We start from the raw sequence: 24037 nt of genomic DNA on the forward strand, positions 1-24037 counted from the left end.
CTCGCGACGCCCGAGCCGGCACCGGGGGCGCCCGTACGGACACGGCGCCCGGCGGCCGTGGGGGAAGCGGGGCCGCCGGCCGGGCATGGAGGGCATCGACGGCAGGCAGCGGCGGCGGGCAGCGGGGCGTAGTGCCCGCGCGAGCCGCCGCGCACGCGCCGCTTCCCAGCGCCGCGACAGGCACTCAGTCCTTCGACAGCACGAACGACGTCTGAGCCTTCGGGAACCCGGCGATCTTCGCCTCGACCAGGTAGGTGCCCGCCGTGGCGGAACCCGCCGGGGGTGTCGCGCAGTTGGGGGCGCTGTGCTTGCGGTCCCACTTCACGGTGTAGGTGACCTGCTGCCCCGCGGGCACGCGGAACAGCACGCTGCCCGAGCCGCTCGCGCAGTCCGCGGAGCTCCAGAAGGCGCTGCTGCTCCCCGTCTGAGTGATCGTCAGCACCGCGTTCTTGGGGCCGAGGTCCACCTTGCACTCGCTGCCCGATGTGTTCTTGGCGATCAGCTCGAAGGTGGGGGTGTCCCCGGGCCCGTAGGCGTTGTGCAGGCTCTTGAGCGTCAACTGCACCGCGTTCGGTGTGCAGCCGGGCAGCGAGGAGCCGCCGCCCGCGGGGAGCTGGTAGGCCGAAGAGCCGCCGCCGCCCGTGCCGTTGGCCCCGCCGTCCGTACCACCGGATCCGGCGCCACCCGTGCCGCCGCCCGCGCCCTCGGAGGTCCCGGAGCCCGTCGACCCGGACGAACCGGAACTGCCGCCGCCGCCCGACTCGTCGCGCCCGCCCGGGCGTTGACTGATCGCGGGCCCCGTACCGGACGGGCCCGGCGTGATCGACGAGGTGGGATGCTTGCCGTTCGAGCCGTCCGCCTTGTTCTTCCCGCCGCCGCCGGAGGAGGTGACCGCCCACACGACGAGCAGCACCAACAGGGCGACCGCGGACAGCACTACGGCCCTCCGTCGCCAGTAGATGGAGGAGGGAAGCGGCCCAACCGGATTGCGCAGAGATCCCACGCGCAAACTGTACGAGAGATCTCCCCCACACCCGGCCCCACCCGCCGCCGGCGTCCCAACTTTTCCGGATCATCATCTCGGTGAGCCCGCGTTCACCGAACCGGCGCCTCCCCACGCGGGGTGCCGGCCGGCCGCCGACGGAGGCACGCGGAGCTGCCGCGCCCGGCATCCGCCACCCCGGCAGAACCCCGCGCACACCCGCCCGCGCGCACCCCAGGACGGAACCGCCGGAGGCCGAGAGAGGTCATCCCGGGCAAAACCACCCCGAGCCGATCCCCCACCCGACCACCCCCGGCATGGCAGGATCGACTACGTCATGACTGCACCCACCACTCCCGCCCCCGCCCCCGCGCCCACCCAGACCGACGGCACCCCCGGCTCCGCCCCCACCGGCCAGGCCCCCGGCACCGCCCTGCACGGCCCGGTCATCGCCTGGTTCGAGCAGCACGCCCGTGATCTCCCCTGGCGGCGCCCGGAGGCCGGCCCCTGGGGCGTGATGGTCAGTGAGTTCATGCTGCAGCAGACGCCGGTCAACCGCGTCCTGCCCGTCTACGAGCAGTGGCTCACCCGCTGGCCCCGCCCCGCCGACCTGGCCAAGGAGCCCCCGGGCGAAGCCGTCCGCGCCTGGGGCCGCCTCGGCTACCCCCGTCGCGCCCTCCGGCTGCACGGCGCCGCGGTCGCCATAACGGAACGGCACGGCGGCGACGTGCCCACCGACCACGCCCAACTGCTCGCCCTGCCCGGCATCGGCGAGTACACGGCCGCCGCCGTCGCGTCGTTCGCGTACGGCCAGCGCCATCCGGTGCTCGACACCAATGTGCGCCGGGTCCTGGCCCGCGCCGTCACCGGTGTGCAGTACCCGCCCAACGCCACCACCGCCGCCGAACGCAGGCTCGCCCGCGAGGTGCTGCCCCAGGACGAGCGCACGGCGTCCCGCTGGGCCGCCGCCTCCATGGAGCTGGGCGCGCTGATCTGCACGGCGAAGAACGAGAACTGCGACCGCTGCCCGATCGTCGCGCAGTGCGCCTGGCGGCTGGCCGGGAAGCCCGAGCACGACGGCCCGCCGCGCCGCGGCCAGACGTACGCGGGCACGGACCGCCAGGTGCGCGGCCGGCTGCTGGCCGTGCTGCGGGAGGCCGTGGGGCCGGTGCCGCAGTCGGTGCTCGACCGCGTGTGGGACGACCCGGTCCAGCGCGCCCGCGCCCTGGACGGCCTGGTCTCCGACGGCCTGGTGGAACCCCTCCCCGGCCGCCTCTACCGCCTGCCCCTCACCTGATCCGTCCCCCTCCCCGGCTCGGCGATGCACAGCCTTCTCATGGCCCCGTCACAGCGACAGCCCCGTCACATCACAGCCCCCTACCCCCGATCCGCCTGACAAATCACCCCATAACCGCCCCAACTCCCTTCTGCCTTTACCCCGTTCCTCCGCTTGTTACACAACCGACGGACAGCCGAGTGCTCTCCGCAGCCTGGAACGGACAACGCCGTGACAACTCGTCCGTAGCTTCATATGCGTGCCGCCGAAGAAGCGGCACCCGGGCTCGGGACGAGCCCGCTCAAGGCTTTGCGGAAAACCGGCCGGGCTGCGGGACGCAGCCGGACCACGGGCCGGAACGGGGAACGGAGGCGGTTGGAATGGCGCACGGCGAGGTGCTCGAGTTCGAGGAGTACGTACGCACCCGGCAGGACGCGCTGCTGCGCAGCGCACGCCGGCTGGTCCCCGACCCGACCGACGCGCAGGACCTGCTGCAGACAGCGCTGGTGCGCACCTACGGCCGCTGGGACGGCATCGCGGACAAGCGGCTCGCCGACGCCTACCTGCGCCGCGTGATGATCAACACGCGGACGGAGTGGTGGCGTTCGCGCAAACTGGAGGAGGTCCCCACCGAGCAGCTTCCGGACGCCTCGGTGGAGGACTCCACGGAGCAGCACGCCGACCGTGCCCTGCTGATGGACGTCCTGAAGGTGCTGGCTCCCAAGCAGCGCAGCGTCGTCGTGCTGCGACACTGGGAGCAGATGTCCACGGAGGAGACGGCCGCCGCCCTCGGCATGTCGGCCGGTACGGTCAAGAGCACGCTGCACCGGGCGCTGGCCCGGCTCCGGGAGGAGCTGGAGGCCCGCGATCTGGACGCACGCGCGCTGGAGCGTGAGGAGCGGGAGCGTTGCGCGGCCTAGACACGGGGGCCATCAGGCCCAGCGGGGCCCTGAAGGCGGTGACGGCGGCGACGGCCGCGGTCGCCGCCGTCGGGCTTTTCGTCTCCGCCTGCGCCACCGGCGGCACGGGCGCGCGGGACGAGGGCCCCGCGGGCAGCGACCCGGTGATCGGTGCCGCCACGCCGTCGCCCTCGCCCACCGCCAAGGAGCCCACGCGTGCCGAGGTGGTGAAGATCGTCAAGGACGACCCGCAGGTCGCCAGGGCGGTCAAGGAGGACCTGAAGCCCTGCGTGGCCGACGAGTACCCGGTCGACGTGTCCTACGGCGACATCACCGGCGGCGACGTCGACGACATCGTGGTCAACGTGATGACGTGCGGTGACGCCGTCGGGGTCGGCTCGTACGTGTACCGGATGACGAACCACAGGTATCACAATGTGTTCAAGGCCGAGGAACCGCCGGTCTACGCGGAGATCGACCGCGGCGACCTGGTGGTGACCCAGCAGATGTACGAGAAGGGCGACCCCGTGTCGTACCCGTCCAGCGAGGAAGTGATCACCTACAGCTGGCGGACCAGCCACTTCACCGAGGTCTCCCGTACACGCAACGAGTACAGCAACGCGGTGGGCAACAGCGGCACCGCCGCCCCCACCAAGAACTGACACCGACCCACACTGAGAGCAGCGGATGGCAGAGCAGACCCACGTCCTGTTCGTCGAGGACGACGACGTCATCCGCGAGGCCACCCAGCTCGCCCTCGAGCGGGACGGCTTCGCGGTGACCGCCATGCCCGACGGCCTGTCGGGCCTGGAGGCGTTCCGCGCCCGCCGTCCCGACATCGCCCTGCTGGACGTGATGGTGCCCGGTCTGGACGGGGTCAGCCTGTGCCGCCGTATCCGCGACGAGTCCACCGTGCCGGTGATCATGCTGTCCGCGCGCGCCGACTCGATCGACGTGGTGCTCGGCCTGGAGGCCGGTGCCGACGACTACGTGACCAAGCCCTTCGACGGCGCCGTGCTGGTCGCCCGCATCCGTGCGGTGCTGCGGCGCTTCGGGCACGCGAGCCGTGCCGGCCGGGCGGGCGAGGACACGTCGTCCGGGGACGACGGGGTGCTCACCTTCGGCGACCTGGAGGTCGACACCGAGGGCATGGAGGTGCGGCGGGCCGGGCAGCCGGTGGCCCTCACCCCGACCGAGATGCGGCTGCTGCTCGAGTTCTCCTCGGCGCCCGGCACCGTGCTGTCCCGCGACAAGCTGCTGGAGCGGGTGTGGGACTACGGCTGGGGCGGGGACACCCGTGTCGTCGACGTCCATGTGCAGCGACTGCGCACCAAGATCGGCCAGGACCGGATCGAGACGGTCCGCGGCTTCGGCTACAAGTTGAAGGCGTGAACGGGGACAGCGGCATGCGGGGGATTCTCGGCCGCCTCGTTCCCGAGGACGCGGCCATACGCACCGGTCTGAGATGGAAGCTCAGCGCGGCGATCGCCCTGGTCGGGGCACTGGTGGCGATCGCGTTGAGCCTGGTGGTGCACAACGCGGCGCAGGTGTCGATGCTGAACAGCTCGCGCGACCTCGCCGACGAGCGCATCCAGGTGGCCCAGCGGATGTACGAGTCGGGGCGCACCCAGACCTTCGGCACCAAGATCGACGATCCGGCCATCCCGCGGGCTCTGCTGGAGAAGGTCATGCAGGGCCGGCGCGCCACCTTCGTGTCCTGGGGCGGGAGCGCGCTGCCGGACATCTGGGCCGCCGTACCGCTCAAGGACGGCCGGGTACTGTCCCTGCACACCCGTACGGACCGCAGCGTCGGCGTGATGAAGGACCTCGACCAGGCCCTGATCATCGGTTCGATCGCGGTGGTCCTCGGCGGCTCCGCGCTCGGCGTGCTGATCGGCGGACAGCTCTCGGGCCGGCTGCGCAAGGCGGCCGCCGCGGCGAACCGCGTCGCCAAGGGCGAGACGGACGTCCGCGTACGGGATGCGATCGGCGGTGTCGTACGCGACGAGACGGACGATCTGGCGCGCGCGGTGGATGCGATGGCGGACGCGTTGCAGCAGCGCCTCGAGGCGGAGCGGCGGGTGACGGCGGACATCGCGCACGAACTGCGCACGCCGGTCACGGGCCTGCTCACGGCGGCGGAGCTGCTGCCGCCGGGCCGCCCCACCGAACTGGTGTTGGACCGGGCGAAGGCGATGCGCACGCTCGTGGAGGACGTCCTGGAGGTGGCCCGTCTGGACAGCGCGTCCGAGCGGGCCGAGCTGCAGGACATCATGCTCGGTGAGTTCGTGACCCGGCGGGTGGCCGCGAAGGACGCGGACGTCGAGGTCAGGGTGATCCACGAGTCGGAGGTCACCACGGACCCGCGCCGGCTGGAGCGGGTGCTGTTCAACCTGCTGACGAACGCGGCACGGCACGGCAAGCCGCCCATCGAGGTGTCCGTCGAGGGCCGGGTGATCCGCGTACGGGACCACGGGCCGGGCTTCCCCGAGGAGCTGCTGGCCGACGGCCCGAGCCGGTTCCGTACGGGCAGCTCGGACCGCTCGGGCCAGGGTCACGGCCTGGGGCTGACGATCGCGGCGGGGCAGGCCCGCGTGCTGGGCGCCCGGCTGACGTTCCGCAACATCCGGGCGCCCGGGGTGCCGGAGCACGTGCCGGCCGAGGGGGCGGTGGCGGTGCTGTGGCTGCCGGAGCACGCGCCGACGAACACGGGCAGCTTCCCGGTGCTGCCGCTCTCCGGCGGCTGACCGACGGGGCTCTCAGGAAGCCCACTCCTTGTCGAAGTCCAGGCCACCGTCGCGGCGCTGGGTGAAGGAGAACCAGTTGCCGGAGTCGTCGCGGAAGAGAGCCTCGGTGCCGTACGGACGCTCCTGCGGCTCCTGGAGGAACTCCACGCCGCGGTCCTTGAGCTTCTTGTAGTCGCCGTGGATGTCGTCGGTGGCCAGTACGCCCGCCCCGAGGGCGCCCTTGGCGATGAGCTTCTTCATCATGTCGGCGGACTCGGGGTCCATGGCCGGCGGCCCGGGCACCATGAGCGTCAGTTCGACATCGGGCTGGTCGGGGGCGCCGACGGTGAGCCAGCGCATCCCGCCCTCCCCCATGGTCATGTCCGTACGGACCTCGAGGCCGAGCTTCTGCGTGTAGAACTCCTTGGCCCGGTCCTGGTCGAGGACCCAGACGGTGGTGATGGCGAGCCCCTTGATCATGGCGTGCTCCTGGGAGACGGAGGGGGTGGGGTGTGCGCTGCCACGGTAAGCAGCGACGCGTTCACCCCGCTTCTCCGGAATTGCTGCGCATGCTGCGTCCGCCGTTCCCGCTGTCCCGGCCGTCCCCGCTTCGACCGCTCTGCTCGCTCCGCTCACTCGTCCGGAACCCGCCCGCCCAGAGCATCGCGTAACACCCGGGTATGAGGGCGGCGCCGCGGCCTACGTGCTTGGCGCGGTACTCACTGGGGGTGAGCCCGGTCCATGCCTTGAACCGCGCCGAGAACGTCCCCACGCTGCTGAACCCGACCAGATGGCAGATCTCGGTCACGGACAGGTTGGCGGTGCGCAGCAGATCCTCGGCCCGCTCGATCCGCCGGTGCGTCAGGTACTGCCGGGGCGTCTCGCCGTACGCCTCCTTGAAGGCGCGGAGGAAGTGGTACCGCGAGTATCCGGCCCGGTCGGCCACGGCCCCGAGGTCGAGCCCCGGGTCGGCCCAGTCCCGATCCATCAGGTCCTTGGCCAGCCGTAGCTGCCGCATCTTGTCCACACCCCGATGCTGCCACGCGCCACTGACAAGGAGAGGGGCCCAAGGGCCGGCCTCCGGGCGGGGAGGGGCGTGCGGAGCCGGGCGGCGGAGGCGAGGAGCGTCCGGGCGGGCCCGTCCGGACAGGCGAAGGCCCCCGGGTGCGTGCACCCGGGGGCCTCAAGGCCGGAGCCCGCCGTCAGACGGCCTCTGCAACCGCCGGCGGCACCTCCGCGGCGTCCCCGGCCGCGTCCCCGGCCTGCTTGTTCGGCCCCGCGCCCCGCAGCGGGACCTCCTTCACGAACACCGCCGCGACCAGCGCCACCACGCCCACGACCGCGCCGAGCAGGAACGCCGAGTGCGTGCCCGCGGACACCGCGTACTGGTACGCCTCCCGCGCCGCCGCCGGCAGCTTCTGCAGGCTCTTCGCGTCGAGCTGCGCCGACTGCTCGGTCATCTTCGACCCCAGCGCGCCGGCCCGCTCGGCCATCACGTGCTGGACCCGGTTGTTGAACAGCGCGCCCATGATCGCGACGCCGAAGGAGGAGCCGAGCGTACGGAAGAGGGTGGTGGAGGAGGACGCGACACCCATGTCCCGCATCTCGACGCTGTTCTGGGCCACCAGCATGGTGATCTGCATCAGGCAGCCCATTCCGGCGCCCAGCACGGCCATGTACACACCCGAGGTGAACCGGCTGGTCCCCGTGTCCATCTGCGACAGCAGGAACAGGCCCACGATCATCAGCGCGCTGCCGACCAGCGGGAACACCTTGTAACGCCCGCTGTTGGTGGTGACCCGCCCCGCGATCATCGACACCACGAGCATGGCGCCGAGCATCGGCAGCAGCAGCAGCCCGGAGTTGGTCGCCGACGCGCCCTGCACGGCCTGCTGGTACAGCGGCAGGAACAGCGTCGCACCGAACATCACGAACCCGGTGATGAAGCCGATCGTCGACATCAGCGAGAAGTTCCGGCTGCGGAAGATATGCAGCGGCACGACCGGTTCGGCGGCCTTGGTCTGCCAGAACACGAACCCGACGAGCGCGGCGACGCCGATCCCGATCAGCTCCATGATCCGCGCGGACGTCCACGCGTACTGGCTCCCGCCCCAGGTGGTGACCAGCACGATGGAGGTGATGCCGACGGTCAGGAGCGCGGCCCCGAGGTAGTCGACACGGGCCTGGGAGCGCTTCTTCGGCAGGTGCAGCACCGCGCTGATGGCGACCAGCGCCACGACACCGAGCGGCAGGTTGATGTAGAAGGCCCAGCGCCAGCCCCAGTTGTCGGTGATGGTGCCGCCGACCAGCGGGCCGCCGATCATCGCGAGCGCCATGACGCCGGCCATCATGCCCTGGTACTTGCCGCGCTCCCGCGGCGGGATCAGGTCGCCGATGATGGCCATGACGCCGACCATGAGACCGCCGGCGCCGAGGCCCTGGAGGGCACGGAAGCCGATGAGCTGGCCCATGTTCTGCGCCATGCCGCTGAGCGCCGACCCGGCCAGGAAGATCACGATCGAGGTCATGAACGAGCCCTTGCGCCCGTACATGTCGCCGAGCTTGCCCCACAGCGGAGTGGCGGCGGCGGTGGCGAGGGTGTACGCGGTCACGACCCACGACAGGTGTTCGAGGCCGCCCAGCTCGCCCACGATGGTCGGCATCGCCGTGCCCACGATCATGTTGTCGAGCATCGCCAGCATCATCGTGATCATGAGTGCGAGCAGGACGACCCGTATGCTCCGAGGTTGCTTCTCGCTCTGCTCGCCGCCAGCGGCCGGTGCCGCGCTCTCCGCCATGGTCCCCAACTCCCCTAGGTACTGCCGGCCGTCCGGCTACTTACTTGCCGCCCGGCTAGTTCACTACACTGGGGAAGGTAGCCCCGTAACTAGCCGGGCGTCAAGTAAGTTTCGTAGGCTCGGCCAGGAGGCCCGTGCACAGGGTCTCCGAAAGCGCGAGGAGTCGAGGATGGGCGGCACCACCATGGAAAGCACCAAGCGCCAGCGCCGCGGGGACACCCGCCAGCGCATCCAGGACGTGGCGCTCGACCTCTTCGCCGAGCAGGGCTACGAGAAGACCTCGCTGCGGGAGATCGCCGAGCGCCTGGACGTCACCAAGGCCGCGCTCTACTACCACTTCAAGACCAAGGAAGAGATCCTCGTCAGCATCTTCGAGGACCTCACCCGCCCGATGGACGAACTGATCGAATGGGGCAAGGCCCAGCCGCACACCCTCGAGACCAAGCAGGAGGTGCTGCGCCGCTACAGCGAGGCACTGGCCGGCGCTGCCCCGCTCTTCCGCTTCATGCAGGAGAACCAGGCGACGATCCGCGAGCTGAGCATCGGGAACCAGTTCAAGGACCGGATGCTGCAGATGCGCGACATCATCCGGGACCCGGACGCCTCCCTGACCGACCAGGTCCGGTGCGTCAGCGCGCTGTTCACGATGCATGCGGGGATGTTCGTCTTCCAGGACATCGAGGCCGACCAGGAGGACAAGCGCAAGGCGATCCTGGAGGTCGCGATCGACCTGGTCACGCAGGCCCACTCGGGCGACGAGACGTCGTAGGGCCACCCGGCCCGGCGCCTCCGACCCGCGCGCACCCGGCGGTTGCGGACCGTGGGAGTGTCCGGTGTCACCGGGGCCGACCCGGTACGCCGGCCGCGGCGGACCTCCCGGCCCGTCCGCCGCGTCGGTCCGCGGGAGGCGGCCGACCGCGAGCGGCGCGGTCCCCTGTGCGGTACACCACCACCCCCGGCACCGGTTAAGCTGACCCGCCGTCACGGACCGAGCACGGGGGAGCAGATGGATCCAGCGGCCCTGGGCGTCAAGGTGGCCTCCAGCGTGGTCACCCCGCTCGTGAAGCGCCTCTTCGTCACCGAGGGGCCCGGCGCCGGGCTCGTCGACAAGCCGGTGCGCGTCTCGCAGTTCGTCTCGTTCCGCGGCGAGAAACGCGCCCTCGCGGAGAAGGAACTGACCAGGCTGGCCACCGAGCTGGTCCGGCGGGCCGTCGCGGAGGACGGCGAACGCCCGCTGCCCGAGGACGAGACGCCCGCCGTCATCGTCGCCCTGGCCACCACCCTGCACGCCCTCGGCGACCTCAACATGACCGACGTCCAGGCCGTGCGGCTGGGCCACCAGACCCTCGCCCTGCATCTGCGGGCCGCGAGCGGCACCCCCGACCGCGACCTCTCCCTCGACGCCACCCTCTTCTACGAGCGCGTCCTGGAGATCGCCTGCCTGCACATCCTGCACTTCTTCACCCAGCGGTCCACCTTCGTGGCGCGCACCCTCGTCGAACAGACCCGTCGGCAGACGGAGATCATCGCGAAGATCGACGAGCTGATCGCCCGTACCCCGCCCGCCGGCGGCACCGACCCGGCCTTCGAACAGCGCTACCTCGCCTACGTCGCCACCAAGCACAGCCACCTGACCATCTACGGCATCGACCTCGTCAACTCCCCCGAGCGCTGGCCCCTCGACGCCGCCTACCTCAGCCTCCAGGCACTGAGCCCCGACGACGCGACCGACGCCCGTGTCGCCACCGCCTCCGCGGCCCTGCCCGCCGACCGGGCCCTCGCCGACCACGACCGGGTCCTGCTGCGCGGGGTCGCGGGCTCCGGCAAGACCACGCTGGTGCAGTGGCTCGCGGTGACCGCGGCCCGCGGCGAACGCGGCGACCGGATCCCGTTCGTCCTGCCGCTGCGCACCCTCCTGCGCCGCCCCGGCGGGCTGCCGGCGCCCGACGCCTTCCTGGACGCCGTCCGCGTCCCCTTCCACGCCACCCAGCCGCCCGGCTGGGCCGACCGGGTCCTCACCGCCGGCCGCGCGATCCTGCTCGTCGACGGCATGGACGAGATCCCCGAGCGCGAACGGGAACGCACCCGGCGCTGGCTGCGCGACCTGCTCGACGTCTACCCCGGCAACCAGTGGCTCGTGACCTCGCGCCCCTCCGCCGTCCGCGAGGACTGGCTCGCCCCCGACGGCTTCACCGAACTCGCCCTCGCCCCCATGAGCCGCGACGACGTCGCCGCGTTCGTCCGCCGCTGGCACACCGCGGCCCGTATCGGCGCCCCCGACACCGACCGCCTCGACGACTACGAGCACTCGCTCCTGGACGCCGTACGCACCAAACCGGACCTCGGCCGCCTCGCCACCAACCCGCTGATGTGCGGCCTGATCTGCGCCCTGCACCGGGACCGGCGGGGGTACCTGCCGCACGGCAGGCAGGAGTTGTACGAGGCGGCCCTGTCGATGCTGCTGGCGCGGCGCGACGAGGAGCGGGACATGTTCGTCCGGCACGACGGCATCCACCTGACCGAGGCGCCGCAGATCCAGCTACTGCAGCGCCTGGCGTACTGGCTGATCCGCAACAACCAGTCCGAGATGGACCGCGAGCGCGCGGAACGGATCATCGCCGACGTGCTGCCCTCGCTGCCGGCCGCCGCCTCCCAGGGCGACGCCGGGCAGATCCTGCGCCACCTCCTGGTCCGCAGCGGGCTGCTACGGGAGCCCGCCCTCGGCACGGTGGAGTTCGTCCACCGCACCTTCCAGGACTACCTGGGCGCGAAGGCGGCGGTCGAGGACGGGGACTTCGGGCTGCTGGTGCGGGGCGCGGTCGACGAGCAGTGGGCGGACGTGATCCGTATGGCGGTGACGCACGCGCGGCCGCGGGAGCGGGCCGAACTGCTGGGCGACCTGAGCGCCTCGGCCGACCGGGCCCCGGGAGCGGCCCGGACGCGGATCCGGCTCCTCGCGCTCGCCTCGCTGGAACACGCGACGGAACTCGACCCCCGTGTCCGCGCCCGGGTGGAGTCCGACGCCGCCGCGCTCATCCCGCCCCGTACGACGGCGGAGGCCCGCGCCCTCGCCGAAGCCGGACCCCTCGTCCTGGAACTGCTTCCGGGCCCTGAGGGGCTGACGGACGCGGAGGCGAGAGCCGTGGTGATCACCGCGTCACTGATCGGCACGGAGGCGGCCATCGCGGTGCTGGCCCGCTTCCGGTCGCATCCGTCGCTGCCGGTGCGGGCCCAGCTCACGTGGACCTGGCACCGGTTCGACACCGAGCGGTACGCGGAGGAGGTGATCGCGCATCTGCGGCCGGACGGCCTGTTCTTCACGGCTCGTTCCGTGGCGGAACTGTGCGCCCTGCGGGACCTGGGCGGGCCCGGTCTCCTCCAGGTCGTCGGGAACCTCCGCTCGGAGGACATCCGGCGCACACTGCGCCCGGGCCAGTTGCAGAGCCTCGTCGTGAGCGAGAACGGCGTGCTCTCCGGTCTGGAGTTCCTGCGGGACCAGGACACGCTCACCCGTCTGGACCTCGGCAGCCTGGGTCCGGGCGTGGACGGGCTGGCCGCGCTCACCGCGCTGCCGCTCGGCTTCCTCGCGCTCAGAGGACACCTGCCCGGTCTGGAGCGGACGGACGCCCTGAGCGAGTTGTCGGCCTCGTCCAGCCTGCGCGCCCTTGCCGTCGGCATGCCTCTGCACGCCGACTCGGTCGACGCCGCTCTTCCCCGCGACGTTCCACTGGAATACCTGCGCTTCAGCAGGAACGCCCTGCGGTCGACCGCCCTGCGCGGGCTACGGCACATGCGGACCTTGAAGAAGCTCAGCCTTGCCACACTGCCCGAACCCCTCGCCCCGGCCGACTTCGAGGAAGTGGCGGCGCTCCCCGCGCTGGAGGAACTGCGCCTCAACTGGAATTCGACCGGATGGGCGGCCGGCCCGGTCCTGCCCCATGTCACCCGGCTGCGACTGAACGGGTTCACCGGGAACGAGGACCTCTCGGGACTCCGCACGCTCTTTCCCGGTGTGCGCACCGTCGTCCTCCATCTCGCACCTGAGGTCTCCGACGTACCCGCCCACGTCCGCGATCTCCTGCCGTGCCCGCCCGTCGTCGAGAAGACCGCCAGCGTGCTCTGACCGCACAAAGCTCTGACCGCACGAAGCTCTGACCGCACGAAAAGGGGCTGCCCCGGGACCGAAGTCCCGGGGCAGCCCCTTCGGCGACACCCCGGAGGGTTACGCGTCCTTGCTCAGGTTCGGACCGCCACCGGCCGCCTGCTCGATCGGCGGAACGTCCGGCAGAGCCGACTTCTCCTCACCACGGAAGGTGAACTTCTGGGCGTCGCCCTCGCCCTCCGTGTCGACGACCACGATGTGGCCCGGACGCAGCTCCCCGAAGAGGATCTTCTCGGACAGCGTGTCCTCGATCTCGCGCTGGATCGTGCGGCGCAGCGGCCGGGCGCCCAGCACCGGGTCGTAGCCCTTCTTCGCCAGCAGCTCCTTCGCGGACTGGGCGAGCTCGATGCCCATGTCCCGGTCCTTGAGCCGCTCGTCGACCTTGCTGATCATCAGGTCGACGATCGCCAGGATGTCGTCCTGGGTGAGCTGCGGGAAGACCACCACGTCGTCGACGCGGTTGAGGAACTCGGGGCGGAAGTGCTGCTTGAGCTCGTCCGACACCTTGTTCTTCATGCGCTCGTAGTTGGTCTTCGTGTCGCCCGCGGCGGCGAAGCCGAGGTTGAAGCCCTTGGAGATGTCCCGGGTGCCGAGGTTGGTCGTCATGATGATGACCGTGTTCTTGAAGTCCACGACCCGGCCCTGGGAGTCGGTCAGGCGACCGTCCTCCAGGATCTGCAGCAGCGAGTTGAAGATGTCCGGGTGGGCCTTCTCGACCTCGTCGAAGAGGACGACCGAGAACGGCTTGCGGCGCACCTTCTCCGTGAGCTGGCCGCCCTCCTCGTAGCCGACGTAGCCGGGGGGCGAACCGAACAGACGGGAGACCGTGTGCTTCTCGCTGAACTCCGACATGTCGAGGGAGATCAGCGCGTCCTCGTCGCCGAACAGGAACTCCGCCAGCGCCTTGGACAGCTCGGTCTTACCGACACCGGACGGGCCGGCGAAGATGAACGAGCCACCCGGACGCTTCGGGTCCTTCAGACCCGCACGCGTACGGCGGATCGCCTTCGACAGCGCCTTGACGGCGTCCACCTGGCCGATGACCCGCTTGTGGAGCTCGTCCTCCATGCGGAGCAGGCGGCTGGACTCCTCCTCGGTGAGCTTGAAGACCGGGATGCCCGTGGCCGTGGCCAGCACCTCGGCGATCAGCTCGCCGTCGACCTCGGCGACGACGTCCATGTCGCCGGCCTTCCACTCCTTCTCCCGCTTGGCCTTCGCGGCGAGCAGCTGCTTCTCCTTGTCGCGGAGAGAAGCCGCCTTCTCGAAGTCTTGGGAGTCGATCGCGGACTCCTTGTCCCGGCGGACGGCCGCGATCTTCTCGTCGAACTCGCGGAGGTCCGGCGGCGCGGTCATCCGGCGGATGCGCATCCTCGATCCGGCCTCGTCGATCAGGTCGATCGCCTTGTCCGGCAGGAAGCGGTCCGAGATGTAGCGGTCGGCCAGGGTGGCGGCCTGGACCAGGGCCTCGTCCGTGATGGAGACGCGGTGGTGCGCCTCGTAACGGTCGCGCAGACCCTTGAGGATCTCGATGGTGTGCGGCAGCGACGGCTCCGCGACCTGGATGGGCTGGAAGCGGCGCTCCAGGGCCGCGTCCTTCTCCAGGTGCTTGCGGTACTCGTCGAGCGTGGTGGCGCCGATGGTCTGCAGCTCACCGCGGGCCAGCATCGGCTTCAGGATGGAGGCCGCGTCGATGGCGCCCTCGGCGGCACCCGCACCGACCAGCGTGTGCAGCTCGTCGATGAACAGGATGATGTCGCCGCGGGTCCGGATCTCCTTGAGCACCTTCTTCAGGCGCTCCTCGAAGTCACCGCGGTAGCGGGAGCCGGCGACCAGCGCGCCGAGGTCCAGGGTGTAGAGGTGCTTGTCCTTGAGGGTCTCGGGCACCTCGCCCTTGACGATGGCCTGCGCCAGGCCCTCGACGACCGCCGTCTTGCCGACGCCGGGCTCGCCGATGAGCACCGGGTTGTTCTTGGTACGGCGGGACAGCACCTGCATGACCCGCTCGATCTCCTTCTCGCGCCCGATGACCGGGTCGAGCTTGGACTCACGAGCGGCCTGGGTGAGGTTCCGGCCGAACTGGTCCAGGACGAGAGAGGTCGAGGGCGTGCCCTCGGCCGGGCCGCCCGCGGCGGCGGTCTCCTTGCCCTGGTAGCCCGACAGCAGCTGGATGACCTGCTGGCGGACACGGTTGAGGTCTGCTCCGAGCTTGACCAGGACCTGGGCGGCGACGCCCTCGCCCTCGCGGATCAGGCCGAGCAGGATGTGCTCCGTGCCGATGTAGTTGTGGCCCAGCTGAAGGGCCTCGCGGAGCGACAGCTCCAGGACCTTCTTGGCACGGGGGGTGAAGGGGATGTGCCCGGACGGGGCCTGCTGGCCCTGGCCGATGATCTCCTCCACCTGCTGGCGGACCGCCTCGAGCGAAATCCCGAGGCTCTCCAGGGCCTTAGCGGCGACACCCTCACCCTCGTGGATCAGGCCCAGGAGGATGTGCTCGGTGCCGATGTAGTTGTGGTTGAGCATCCGGGCTTCTTCCTGAGCCAGGACGACAACCCGCCGCGCGCGGTCGGTGAACCTCTCGAACATCGTTAATCGCTCCTCAGAGCGGTCAGGCAGTGGGGGGAACTTCCCCTCCCTGTCCTTCCGCAGCTTAGTCCCGCAAGCGGGGACCGCTCATTCCAACTGCCGACACCGTCCTTGGCCTCCTGACCCCGAACGCCGACATCTGCTCCAACCCGATGGTGCGAGACGATGTTCCCGCAGGCCAGGCAGATACCCCACTCGCCAGTACGCCCGTGGCGAACGTGAGACGGCCTCTCCTGCACAACGCCCCCTCCCACTAGGGATGTCTTACCCGCCCGCACCGACACTCCATGCGGCGCGCACCGTTTCCCTCCGCTACGGGCGAACATCCTTGCGCCGCCGAACACCCCTGTACGCCCCTTTTTTCGGCACTCACCGCAGCAGATCGGCCACCCAGCGTAACTTCGGGGCGATCCGGGGGGTTGCTCCGTACATGGTCCACATGGTCCACCCGGTCCCTCTTCCGCGACGGCCGGTGCGCCCCGGCACGAGCGTCGCGGTGCGTCGGTGGTACGAGGACGAGCTGGGCTGGACGACGGCGCCGGGAGAGCCGGTGCGGTTGGTCACCGGGGTGCGCTTCGACGTGCTGGAGGTGCCCGCGGAGGCCGGTTTCGCCGCGCTCCGGCATCTGGGGCCCGCCTCCCCGGTCGCGCTGTGCGCCGGGCGGATGCGGCTGCTGGTGGCGGCGGGCAGTGCAGAGGAGCTGCCGGGGCTGCTCGACTGGCTCGAGTGGGGCGCGCTGGCCCTGGACCTCACGGCCGTCGGGGCGGGCGGGCACACGGAGGCACCGCTGCCGCCGGGACGGTCGCCGGGGCCGGTGCCCCCGGTTCCGGCCGGCACCCCGGGATCCCGGCCGCTTCCCCTGAACCGGGCCGTTTCACAGGGGGCCGCCGTCTGGCTGCGGCCCCCCGAGCCGGGGTGCGAGGTCGAACACGTGCTGCCGACGCTGTCGGCCATGGGGGGCGTCGGGAGCGCCCCCGATCTGGTAAGGCTGGTCGACACGGTGGCGACGCAGTGCCACCGGGTCCGGCTGCGGCGCGCGTGCGCTCAGCCCATCGCCTTCTCGTAGGCCTCGCGGATGTTCGCCGGGACACGGCCGCGGTCGTTGACCTCGTAGCCGTTCTCCCTCGCCCAGGCGCGGATCTGCGCGGTGTCCTGGCTGCCACCGGAAGCGGCCGCACGGGCCTTTCCACGCCCGCCCGAAGCACGGCCTCCGGTACGACGACCGCCCTTCACATAGGGCTCGAGAAGGCCGCGCAGCTTGTCCGCGTTGGCGGTCGTGAGATCGATCTCGTACGTCTTGCCGTCCAGTGCGAACGTAACGGTCTCGTCCGCCTCGCCACCGTCGAGGTCGTCGACAAGAAGGACCTGAACCTTCTGTGCCACCGGATTTCCTTTCATCGATAACTTCAGGGCCGAGGGTCTGCGGCCGGTGCCGCCCGTTTCGCGTCCCCTGTTATATGCAGTACTGCAGTACGTCGGAAAGCAAACCGCTTTTGCCGGAAAAACACAAACCCCCCGGGAGAGACCGACGGGCGGCCGGGAGACCGGAAACATGCGCGTTTCGGACATAGGGAACCTGGGCAAGGTCGTCCGACTGAAGCACGGCTGAATACTCCCTGGCGATCGCGCCGTCGATCACAGATGCAGAAGCATCCGGCTGTTGCCCAAGGTGTTCGGTTTCACTCGTTCGAGACCGAGGAACTCCGCCACGCCCTCGTCATAGGAACGCAACAGCTCGGCGTACACATCGCGGTCCACGGGCGTCTCGCCGATCTCCACGAAGCCGTGCTTCCCGAAGAAGTCGACTTCGAAGGTGAGACAGAAAACGCGGCGAACGCCGAGCCAGCGGGCGGTCTGCAGCAACTTCTCCAGCAACTGGTGGCCCACGCCCAGGCCCCTGGCCTCGGGCATCACCGCGAGAGTGCGGACTTCCGCGAGGTCCTCCCACATCACGTGCAGGGCGCCGCAGCCCACGACCTCGCCGTTGTCGTCGCGTTCCGCGACCCAGAACTCCTGGATGTCCTCGTAAAGAGTGACGGTCGCTTTGTCGAGCAGGATGCCGCGGCGGACGTAGGAGTCGAGGAGGCGGCGCACCGCCGGGACATCGCTCGTCCTGGCCCGTCGGACGGTGATGGCTTTTCCGGTGGCTTCGGGGCTCTTCGCTGGCATGACCGGACGCTATCGCCCGGCGCCGCCCTCGGCCGAGGCGGGGTTGTTCTCCTCGGGCGTCCCGGGCGGGTTCTCGGGACCCGTTTCGGCACTCGGGGGCTCCTGGGCGCTCTCCGGGCCCTGCACGATGCGCACCGCGTCACGGAGTGCCTGTCTCTGTTCCTCGCTCATCATGCCGAAGAAGGCGACGAGCGCGGCGGCCGGGTTGTCGCTCTGCGACCAGGCGTCGTTCATCAGCGCGGCCGCGTAGGCGGCACGGGTGGAGACCGCCTCATATCGATAGGCCCGGCCTTCCGCTTCCCGGCGGACCCAGCCCTTCTGATGGAGATTGTCCAAAACGGTCATCACCGTGGTGTAGGCGATGGACCGTTCCTGCTGAAGGTCTTCCAGGACTTCTCGAACGGTCACCGGGCGGTTCCACTTCCACACCCGCGTCATGACCGCGTCTTCGAGTTCTCCCAATGGCCGGGGCACGTTCAGCACAATAGTGGGAGAAGTCGCCAATGGCTTGCCGGACGTGCACTTAACGGGCAAACCGCAGCAAAAAGGGCGCACGGTTCCCGAAGGCGTTGCTGCGCAAGCCATGGGTCGTACGCCCTGGTGGCACCAGGTGACGTCCACGAGGCGGGCGGGCCCACAAGGCCCGGCCCGGTCAGACGTCGGCGTCCCCGGACTTCCGGGGGGCGCTTTCCGCGTGCGCGAGGGCCGCGTCGACGGCGGCGTCCTCCTTGGCCTTGTTGGCGCCGCCCTGGGTCTTCACGATCACCCGGATGAGCCCGATGAAGAACACGGCCATGACGACCGGGGGCACGAGCGCGGAGACGTAGTCCATGGCTCAAGAGTAGCCAGGGGTGTCCGATGCATCCCGCTCGGGTGGGCCTCACCGGTTTGCGCCGGGTCCGGCAGGCGGCTCTGTGGCGGGTCCGGCCGGCCGCTTCGTCCCGTGTCCGGTCGGTCGCTTCGTCCCGGGACAGCCCATCTAGCCGGCCGCGAGCCGCCCGTGGGAGTGGTTCGGAGGGGTCGGCTTCCGCTTGGGCGGGAAGACCTCGCCGGGGGTCGGGATCGGGCGGCGCGCCGGGCGCGGGCTCTGCGGTTCGCGGCGGGGGGCGGGTTTCTCGGGCTTGTGCTCCGGCTTCCGCTCGGGTTTGCGGGCCGGTTCCTCGGGCCGCTCCTCCTCGGTGGCGCGGCCGCCGGGGAGCGCCGTCAGACGCGTACGGCAGACGGGGACCACGGCCCGGCGAGGGGTGAGGTGCACGCGCACGTCCGGCTCGGCGAGGGACCGGCAGCGGTCGAGCAGGGCGGTGGCCAGGGGGGTGCCGCGCAGGGCGCGCAGCGCCGCGAGGTCGTCCGGGACCGGGCGGTAGCCGGCACGCAGGGCGTCCTGGAGGAGGCTGAGGTAGCCGCCGGCGGCGCCGGGCAGGGCCGAGCGGTAGCGGGCGAGGTCGGCCAGCAGGAAGGCCCTCAGGCGGTCACTCTCGCGCACCGCCTCGTCGACGGACTCGGCGAGGCGGAGGCAGTCCTGGACGTCCTCGGCGGAAGCGGTGCGGGGGTTCAGGGCGAGGGCGAGGGCGCGGCGGAGCACGCGCAGCTCCTCCGCGCCGAAGGCCAGGGCGCCTCGGGATCCGTGTGGCGTGGGCATGCGGGGACGCTACCGCTAATCGGACAAAACAGGTCTCTCCGGGTGCCGTGTCGCTCTGGAGTTCCCCCAGGTGGGGGCGGGGTGCGCCGGTTCGCCGTCGAACTGTTCGCCTTGCGGCGAGTGCGCTTCGTCGAGGTGTGCCGCGCCCACGCGGCGCAACCACGGCCGGCACAGCCCCGCGCCCCTTTCAGGGACCTTCAGCCGGCCGTACGGGACACGTTCCGTTCGTACACCAACCGCAGGCCGATCAGGGTCAGCCACGGTTCGTGTTCGTCGATCACCGTGGACTCGCCGAGGACCATGGGGGCCAGGCCGCCCGTCGCGATGACCGTGACGTCGTCCGGGTCGTCCGCCAGTTCTCTCGCCATACGGGTGACCACGCCGTCCACCTGGCCCGCGAAGCCGTAGACGATGCCCGCCTGCATCGCCTCGACCGTGTTCTTGCCGATCACCGCGCGGGGACGGGCCAGTTCGATCTTGCGGAGCTGGGCGCCGCGGACGCCCAGGGCCTCGACGGAGATCTCGATGCCGGGTGCGATCACACCGCCGGTGTACTCGCCGCGCGCCGAGACCGCGTCGAACGTCGTCGCCGTGCCGAAGTCCACCACGATCGCCGGGCCGCCGTAGAGCTCGACCGCCGCGACCGCGTTGATGATGCGGTCGGCGCCGACCTCCTTGGGCTGGTCCATCAGGATCGGCACGCCCGTCTTGACGCCGGGCTCGACCAGGACGGCGGGGACGTCGCCGTAGTAGCGGCGGGTGACCTCGCGCAGTTCGTGCAGGACGGAGGGGACCGTCGAGCAGATGGCGATGCCGTCGATGCCGTCGCCCAGGTCGTCGCCGAGCAGCGGGTGCATGCCCATCAGGCCCTGGAGGAGGACCGCCAGCTCGTCGGCGGTGCGGCGGGCGTCGGTGGAGATGCGCCAGTGTTCGACGATCTCCTCGCCGTCGAACAGGCCGAGGACGGTATGTGTGTTGCCTACGTCGATGGTCAGCAGCATGGGGGCTCTACCTACTCCGCCGCTCGCAGGTCCAGGCCGATGTCCAGGATCGGGGAGGAGTGCGTGAGCGCCCCTACCGCGAGGAAGTCGACGCCGGTGTCGGCGTACGCCTTGGCGTTCTGAAGGGTCAGACGGCCCGAGGCCTCCAGCAGGGCGCGGCCGCCGGTGATCGCCACCGCCTCCTCGCACTCGCCGGGCGTGAAGTTGTCCAGGAGGATCAGGTCCGCGCCCGCGTCGACGACCTCGCGGAGCTGGTGCAGGGTGTCCACCTCGACCTCGATGGGCACGTCCGGGAACATCTCCCGGACCGCCTGGAAGGCCTGGGCCACGCCTCCGGCGGCCACGACGTGGTTGTCCTTCACCAGGGCCGCGTCCGACAGGGACATGCGGTGGTTGACGCCGCCGCCGCAGCGGACCGCGAACTTCTCCAGGGAGCGCAGGCCCGGCGTCGTCTTGCGGGTGTCCCGTACGCGCGTCTTGGTGCCCTCCAGGGCGTCCGCCCACGCGCGCGTGGCCGTCGCGATGCCGGACAGGCGGCACAGGATGTTCAGCGCGCTGCGCTCGGCGGTGAGCAGGTCGCGGGTGCGGGTGGTGACGGTCAGCAGCTTCTGGCCGGCCTCCACCCGGTCGCCGTCGTCCACGTGGCGATCGACCTCGAACTCGTCGGTGCACACCACAGAGATCACGGCCTCGGCGACCCTGAGGCCCGCCACGACGCCCGCCTCGCGTGCGGTGAAGTCGCCGGTGGCGACCGCGTCCTCGGGGATCGTCGCGACCGTCGTCACGTCCACGCCCTGGTCCAGGTCCTCCTGGATGGCGACGTTGGCGATGTCCTCGACCTCGACCGGGTCGAGCCCGGCGTCGGCCAGGAGCTGGGCGAGCGCGGGGTCGAGCCCGCACTCCAGGTATTCCTCGTCGCCGTCGGCGCCGCAGGCGCAGCCGTCGCCGCAGCCGCCGTTCGAGGCGAGGGGGAGGTCGTCGGTGCTCACTTGTGTCACTGCTCCTGGGGCCGGTGCGCTTGTGTGGTCGGGGGGAAGTCTGGGGTGTCGGTGGTGTGGACGGCCAATTCAGCAGGTGCGGCGCGCAGCCCCTCGCCGGAGGGGTCGTGGTGGGAGACGGGCGGGCGGCCGGGATTGAGCCGTACGACGATGTGGCGGCGCCAGTTCGCGTCGTCCCGGTCGGCCCGGTCCTCGCGCCAGTGGCAGCCGCGGGTCTCCTCCCGCAGGAGGGCGGCGGCGACCAGGACGCGGGCCACGCACAGGAGGTTGGTCGCCTCCCAGGTGTCGACGCCGGGCTCGGCGGTCTTGCCGTTCTCATGGAGGGCGTCGCGGGCCTCGGTGTACAGCCGCTGGAGCTGGTCGGCCGCCTTGGCCAGGGATTCGGCGGAGCGCAGGACGCCCGCGCCCTCCGTCATGATCCGCTGGATCATGAAGCGGGCCTCGGGGCCGAGCAGCGGGTGCGCGGGCTTCTCCGAGTACGGGACGGGCTGCGGCACGCGCGCGTGGAGGCCGTTCTCCGCCTGGTCCCGCGCGATGTCGGCCGCGATGCGCTCGGCGTAGACCAGGCCCTCCAGGAGGGAGTTGGAGGCGAGCCGGTTGGCGCCGTGGACGCCCGTGCAGGCGACCTCTCCGCACGCGTACAGGCCCGGCACGGTGGTGCGGCCGTGGGAGTCGGTGCGCACGCCCCCGGAGGCGTAGTGGGCGGCCGGGGCGACCGGGATGGGCTCGGTGACCGGGTCGATGCCGTTGGCGCGGCAGGCGGCCAGGATCGTCGGGAAGCGGTGCTCCCACATCTCGGCGCCGAAGTGCCGGGCGTCGAGGAACATGTGCTCGGCGTCCTGCTCCTGCATGCGGCGCGTGATGCCCTTGGCGACGATGTCCCGGGGCGCGAGCTCGGCCAGTTCGTGCTGCCCCACCATGAAGCGCACCCCGTCCGCGTCCACCAGGTGGGCGCCCTCCCCGCGCACCGCCTCCGAGACGAGGGGCTGCTGGCCCTCCGCGTCCGGGCCGAGGAACAGCACGGTCGGGTGGAACTGCACGAACTCCAGGTCGCTGACCTCGGCGCCGGCGCGCAGCGCGAGCGCCACGCCGTCGCCGGTGGACACCGACGGGTTGGTGGTCGCGGAGAAGACCTGGCCCATGCCGCCGGTGGCGAGGACCACGGCGGGAGCGTGCACGGCGCCCACGCCGTCGTGCTGGCCCTCGCCCATGACGTGCAGGCTCACGCCCGCGGTGCGGCCGCCGGCGTCCGTGAGCAGGTCCAGGACCAGCGCGTTCTCAATCGTACGGAGCCCACGCGCGCGTACCGCCTCGACCAGTGCCCGGGAGATCTCGGCGCCGGTCGCGTCGCCGCCCGCGTGGGCGATGCGGCGGCGGTGGTGGCCGCCCTCGCGGGTGAGCTCGATGCCGCCCTCGTCGTCGGTGTCGAAGTGCGCGCCGGTGGAGATCAGCCGCCGTACGGCGTCGGGGCCCTCGGTGACGAGGATGCGGACGGCCTCCTCGTCGCACAGGCCCGCGCCCGCGACCAGCGTGTCGTCCAGGTGCTGTTCGGGGCTGTCGCCCTCGCCCAGGGCCGCCGCGATGCCGCCCTGCGCCCAGCGGGTGGAGCCGTCGTCGAGGCGCGCCTTGGTGACGACCACCGTGTTCAGGCCGGCGGCGTCGCAGCGCAGCGCCGCGGTGAGGCCGGCCACGCCGGAGCCGACCACCACGACGTCCGCGGAGATGGACCAGCCCGGGGCGGGTGCGTGCAGTCGTATGCCTGTGCCGGTCACGAGGCGGCTCCGTGAGTGTCGACGGGTTCGGGTACTCCGAACGAGAGCGGGATGTTGTCGATCAGCCGGGTCGTCCCGACCCGGGCGGCGACGGCGAGGACCGCCTCGCCGGTGAAGCCGTCGGGGACCTCGGTGAAGTCCGACGGGTCGACCAGGGCCAGGTAGTCCAGGACCAGCGGCGGGTCCAGTTGGGCGGCCTCGTCCAGGACGAGCCTGGCGGCGGCGCGGACGGCGGCGGGACCGCCGGGGGCGGCCTTGGCGACCGCGTGCGCGTCGGCGGCGGCGCGCGACTCCCCTATCGCGCTCAGGGCCTCCGCACGCGCGTGCGTGGCGGGCACCTCCAGGGCACGCGCGCGCAGCGCCTCCTGGGCGGCGTGCCGGTCACGGCCCGCGAACAGGGCGCGGGAGAGGGCGAGCGCGGTGTGCCGCTCCTGGGGGGAGAGGTAGCGGTTGCGGCTGGAGAGGGCGAGCCCGTCCTCCTCGCGCACGGTGGGCACGCCGACGATCTCCACGCCGAAGTTCAGGTCGCGCACCATCCGGCGGATCAGGGCGAGCTGCTGGGCGTCCTTCTGCCCGTACAGCGCCACGTCGGGGCGGGTGAGGTGGAGCAGCTTGGCGACGACGGTGAGCATGCCGTCGAAGTGGCCCGGGCGGAAGGCCCCTTCCAGGCGCTCCCCCATGGGCCCCGCGGAGATCCGCACCTGGGGCTCGCCGCCCGGGTAGACCTCGTCCACGGACGGGGCGAACACCACGTCCGCGCCGGACTGCTCCGCGACCTTCAGGTCGGCGTCCAGGGTGCGGGGATAGCGGTCGAGGTCCTCGCCCGCGCCGAACTGGAGCGGGTTCACGAAGACCGTCACGATCACGAAGCCCTCGGCGCCGACGTGCTCGCGGGCCGCGCGGATCAGGGTCGCGTGGCCTTCGTGCAGGGCGCCCATGGTCATGACGACGGCGGTGCGTCCGGGGGCGGCGAAGCGGTCGCGCACGTGCTCCAGATCGTCCACGGTGGGGGCGAGTTCGAACATGCGACGG

Annotated in this window: 22 protein-coding genes; 8 read left to right on the forward strand and 14 right to left on the reverse strand. The window is 71.3% G+C overall.

Annotated elements, in window-relative coordinates; all coding sequences use genetic code 11:
* Nucleotides 1-184: 184 nt before the first annotated feature.
* Complete coding sequence (locus ACZ4SW_RS31850) at nucleotides 185-1003, reverse strand: hypothetical protein (RefSeq protein ID WP_468252315.1); 819 nt, start codon at nucleotides 1001-1003, stop codon at nucleotides 185-187.
* A gap of 316 nt (nucleotides 1004-1319) precedes the next feature.
* On the opposite strand from ACZ4SW_RS31850, the gene ACZ4SW_RS31855 reads away from it, so the two are divergent.
* The 5 genes from ACZ4SW_RS31855 (at nucleotide 1320) to cseC (ending at nucleotide 5904) form a co-directional block, all read left to right on the forward strand.
* On the forward strand, nucleotides 1320-2279 hold the full coding sequence (locus ACZ4SW_RS31855; RefSeq protein ID WP_468252316.1) for an HhH-GPD family protein: 960 nt from the start codon (nucleotides 1320-1322) through the stop codon (nucleotides 2277-2279).
* Between the two features lie 359 nt (nucleotides 2280-2638).
* Complete coding sequence (locus ACZ4SW_RS31860) at nucleotides 2639-3178, forward strand: SigE family RNA polymerase sigma factor (RefSeq protein WP_468252318.1); 540 nt, start codon at nucleotides 2639-2641, stop codon at nucleotides 3176-3178.
* Nucleotides 3166-3819 (forward strand): hypothetical protein, encoded by a 654-nt coding sequence (locus ACZ4SW_RS31865; RefSeq protein WP_468252321.1) that lies wholly within the window; start codon nucleotides 3166-3168, stop codon nucleotides 3817-3819. The genes ACZ4SW_RS31860 and ACZ4SW_RS31865 overlap by 13 nt, the downstream gene beginning before the upstream one ends.
* A 25-nt stretch (nucleotides 3820-3844) precedes the next feature.
* Nucleotides 3845-4549: a two-component system response regulator CseB gene (cseB, locus tag ACZ4SW_RS31870; RefSeq protein ID WP_468252323.1), complete on the forward strand. Its 705-nt coding sequence runs from the start codon at nucleotides 3845-3847 to the stop codon at nucleotides 4547-4549.
* 14 nt (nucleotides 4550-4563) lie between these two features.
* Nucleotides 4564-5904, forward strand: a complete 1341-nt coding sequence (gene cseC / locus ACZ4SW_RS31875; RefSeq protein WP_468252437.1) for a two-component system sensor histidine kinase CseC — start codon at nucleotides 4564-4566, stop codon at nucleotides 5902-5904.
* A 12-nt stretch (nucleotides 5905-5916) separates the two neighbouring features.
* On the opposite strand, the gene ACZ4SW_RS31880 is transcribed toward cseC, so the two are convergent.
* The 3 genes from ACZ4SW_RS31880 to ACZ4SW_RS31890 all read right to left on the reverse strand — a co-directional run bounded on the left by ACZ4SW_RS31880 (nucleotide 5917) and on the right by ACZ4SW_RS31890 (nucleotide 8681).
* Entirely contained in the window at nucleotides 5917-6363 is a 447-nt protein-coding gene (locus ACZ4SW_RS31880; protein WP_468252325.1) for a VOC family protein, read from the reverse strand.
* A gap of 61 nt (nucleotides 6364-6424) precedes the next feature.
* Complete coding sequence (locus ACZ4SW_RS31885; RefSeq protein ID WP_468252439.1) at nucleotides 6425-6901, reverse strand: helix-turn-helix transcriptional regulator; 477 nt, start codon at nucleotides 6899-6901, stop codon at nucleotides 6425-6427.
* Between the two features lie 184 nt (nucleotides 6902-7085).
* On the reverse strand, nucleotides 7086-8681 hold the full coding sequence (locus tag ACZ4SW_RS31890) for an MDR family MFS transporter (RefSeq protein WP_468252326.1): 1596 nt from the start codon (nucleotides 8679-8681) through the stop codon (nucleotides 7086-7088).
* A 169-nt stretch (nucleotides 8682-8850) separates the two neighbouring features.
* Here ACZ4SW_RS31890 and ACZ4SW_RS31895 point away from each other — a divergent pair, with 169 nt between their 5' ends.
* Both ACZ4SW_RS31895 and ACZ4SW_RS31900 read left to right on the forward strand, forming a co-directional pair.
* Complete coding sequence (locus tag ACZ4SW_RS31895) at nucleotides 8851-9450, forward strand: TetR/AcrR family transcriptional regulator (protein ID WP_468252328.1); 600 nt, start codon at nucleotides 8851-8853, stop codon at nucleotides 9448-9450.
* Between the two features lie 237 nt (nucleotides 9451-9687).
* Nucleotides 9688-12804, forward strand: a complete 3117-nt coding sequence (locus tag ACZ4SW_RS31900; protein WP_468252329.1) for an NACHT domain-containing protein — start codon at nucleotides 9688-9690, stop codon at nucleotides 12802-12804.
* 99 nt (nucleotides 12805-12903) lie between these two features.
* Here ACZ4SW_RS31900 and ACZ4SW_RS31905 read toward each other — a convergent pair whose 3' ends face one another.
* Nucleotides 12904-15426: an ATP-dependent Clp protease ATP-binding subunit gene (locus ACZ4SW_RS31905; RefSeq protein ID WP_468252331.1), complete on the reverse strand. Its 2523-nt coding sequence runs from the start codon at nucleotides 15424-15426 to the stop codon at nucleotides 12904-12906.
* A 439-nt stretch (nucleotides 15427-15865) separates the two neighbouring features.
* Between ACZ4SW_RS31905 and ACZ4SW_RS31910 the strand changes: the two genes are divergently transcribed.
* A complete protein-coding gene (locus ACZ4SW_RS31910; RefSeq protein ID WP_468252332.1) occupies nucleotides 15866-16492 on the forward strand; it encodes an SCO3374 family protein in 627 nt (208 codons plus the stop codon).
* Here the strand turns inward: ACZ4SW_RS31910 and ACZ4SW_RS31915 are convergent.
* The 9 genes from ACZ4SW_RS31915 to panC form a co-directional block, all read right to left on the reverse strand.
* Nucleotides 16471-16809: a histone-like nucleoid-structuring protein Lsr2 gene (locus ACZ4SW_RS31915; protein ID WP_468252334.1), complete on the reverse strand. Its 339-nt coding sequence runs from the start codon at nucleotides 16807-16809 to the stop codon at nucleotides 16471-16473. The two genes, ACZ4SW_RS31910 and ACZ4SW_RS31915, sit on opposite strands and share 22 nt — an antisense overlap.
* A gap of 252 nt (nucleotides 16810-17061) precedes the next feature.
* Nucleotides 17062-17595 (reverse strand): amino-acid N-acetyltransferase, encoded by a 534-nt coding sequence (locus tag ACZ4SW_RS31920; protein WP_468252335.1) that lies wholly within the window; start codon nucleotides 17593-17595, stop codon nucleotides 17062-17064.
* Nucleotides 17596-17604: 9 nt separating this feature from the next.
* Nucleotides 17605-18033: a BlaI/MecI/CopY family transcriptional regulator gene (locus tag ACZ4SW_RS31925; RefSeq protein WP_468252440.1), complete on the reverse strand. Its 429-nt coding sequence runs from the start codon at nucleotides 18031-18033 to the stop codon at nucleotides 17605-17607.
* Between the two features lie 214 nt (nucleotides 18034-18247).
* Entirely contained in the window at nucleotides 18248-18427 is a 180-nt protein-coding gene (locus tag ACZ4SW_RS31930; protein WP_468252337.1) for a hypothetical protein, read from the reverse strand.
* Nucleotides 18428-18574: 147 nt separating this feature from the next.
* Entirely contained in the window at nucleotides 18575-19234 is a 660-nt protein-coding gene (locus ACZ4SW_RS31935) for a hypothetical protein (protein WP_468252338.1), read from the reverse strand.
* A gap of 197 nt (nucleotides 19235-19431) precedes the next feature.
* Nucleotides 19432-20235: a type III pantothenate kinase gene (locus ACZ4SW_RS31940; RefSeq protein ID WP_468252340.1), complete on the reverse strand. Its 804-nt coding sequence runs from the start codon at nucleotides 20233-20235 to the stop codon at nucleotides 19432-19434.
* Between the two features lie 11 nt (nucleotides 20236-20246).
* Entirely contained in the window at nucleotides 20247-21224 is a 978-nt protein-coding gene (gene nadC, locus ACZ4SW_RS31945) for a carboxylating nicotinate-nucleotide diphosphorylase (protein ID WP_468252341.1), read from the reverse strand.
* Nucleotides 21225-21229: 5 nt separating this feature from the next.
* Nucleotides 21230-23005 carry an L-aspartate oxidase gene (locus ACZ4SW_RS31950; protein ID WP_468252343.1) on the reverse strand — a complete coding sequence of 592 codons (1776 nt, stop codon included), beginning with the start codon at nucleotides 23003-23005 and terminating at the stop codon, nucleotides 21230-21232.
* Nucleotides 23002-24030 carry a pantoate--beta-alanine ligase gene (gene panC, locus ACZ4SW_RS31955; RefSeq protein WP_468252442.1) on the reverse strand — a complete coding sequence of 343 codons (1029 nt, stop codon included), beginning with the start codon at nucleotides 24028-24030 and terminating at the stop codon, nucleotides 23002-23004. Before panC ends, ACZ4SW_RS31950 begins: the two co-directional genes overlap by 4 nt.
* Nucleotides 24031-24037: the final 7 nt, after the last annotated feature.

Source organism: Streptomyces sp. NPDC028331 (genome assembly GCF_055565775.1).

Bases quoted from the DNA above. Each gene is read 5' to 3' on its own strand.
- ACZ4SW_RS31855 (WP_468252316.1), top strand. From the start codon at position 1,320: ATGACTGCACCCACCACTCCCGCCCCCGCCCCCGCGCCCACCCAGACC.
- ACZ4SW_RS31860 (WP_468252318.1), top strand. From the start codon at position 2,639: ATGGCGCACGGCGAGGTGCTCGAGTTCGAGGAGTACGTACGCACCCGG.
- cseB (WP_468252323.1), top strand. From the start codon at position 3,845: ATGGCAGAGCAGACCCACGTCCTGTTCGTCGAGGACGACGACGTCATC.
- cseC (WP_468252437.1), top strand. From the start codon at position 4,564: ATGCGGGGGATTCTCGGCCGCCTCGTTCCCGAGGACGCGGCCATACGC.
- ACZ4SW_RS31880 (WP_468252325.1), bottom strand. From the start codon at position 6,363: ATGATCAAGGGGCTCGCCATCACCACCGTCTGGGTCCTCGACCAGGAC.
- ACZ4SW_RS31885 (WP_468252439.1), bottom strand. From the start codon at position 6,901: ATGCGGCAGCTACGGCTGGCCAAGGACCTGATGGATCGGGACTGGGCC.
- ACZ4SW_RS31890 (WP_468252326.1), bottom strand. From the start codon at position 8,681: ATGGCGGAGAGCGCGGCACCGGCCGCTGGCGGCGAGCAGAGCGAGAAG.
- ACZ4SW_RS31895 (WP_468252328.1), top strand. From the start codon at position 8,851: ATGGGCGGCACCACCATGGAAAGCACCAAGCGCCAGCGCCGCGGGGAC.
- ACZ4SW_RS31900 (WP_468252329.1), top strand. From the start codon at position 9,688: ATGGATCCAGCGGCCCTGGGCGTCAAGGTGGCCTCCAGCGTGGTCACC.
- ACZ4SW_RS31905 (WP_468252331.1), bottom strand. From the start codon at position 15,426: ATGTTCGAGAGGTTCACCGACCGCGCGCGGCGGGTTGTCGTCCTGGCT.
- ACZ4SW_RS31910 (WP_468252332.1), top strand. From the start codon at position 15,866: ATGGTCCACCCGGTCCCTCTTCCGCGACGGCCGGTGCGCCCCGGCACG.
- ACZ4SW_RS31920 (WP_468252335.1), bottom strand. From the start codon at position 17,595: ATGCCAGCGAAGAGCCCCGAAGCCACCGGAAAAGCCATCACCGTCCGA.
- ACZ4SW_RS31925 (WP_468252440.1), bottom strand. From the start codon at position 18,033: ATGACGCGGGTGTGGAAGTGGAACCGCCCGGTGACCGTTCGAGAAGTC.
- ACZ4SW_RS31930 (WP_468252337.1), bottom strand. From the start codon at position 18,427: ATGGACTACGTCTCCGCGCTCGTGCCCCCGGTCGTCATGGCCGTGTTC.
- ACZ4SW_RS31935 (WP_468252338.1), bottom strand. From the start codon at position 19,234: ATGCCCACGCCACACGGATCCCGAGGCGCCCTGGCCTTCGGCGCGGAG.
- ACZ4SW_RS31940 (WP_468252340.1), bottom strand. From the start codon at position 20,235: ATGCTGCTGACCATCGACGTAGGCAACACACATACCGTCCTCGGCCTG.
- panC (WP_468252442.1), bottom strand. From the start codon at position 24,030: ATGTTCGAACTCGCCCCCACCGTGGACGATCTGGAGCACGTGCGCGAC.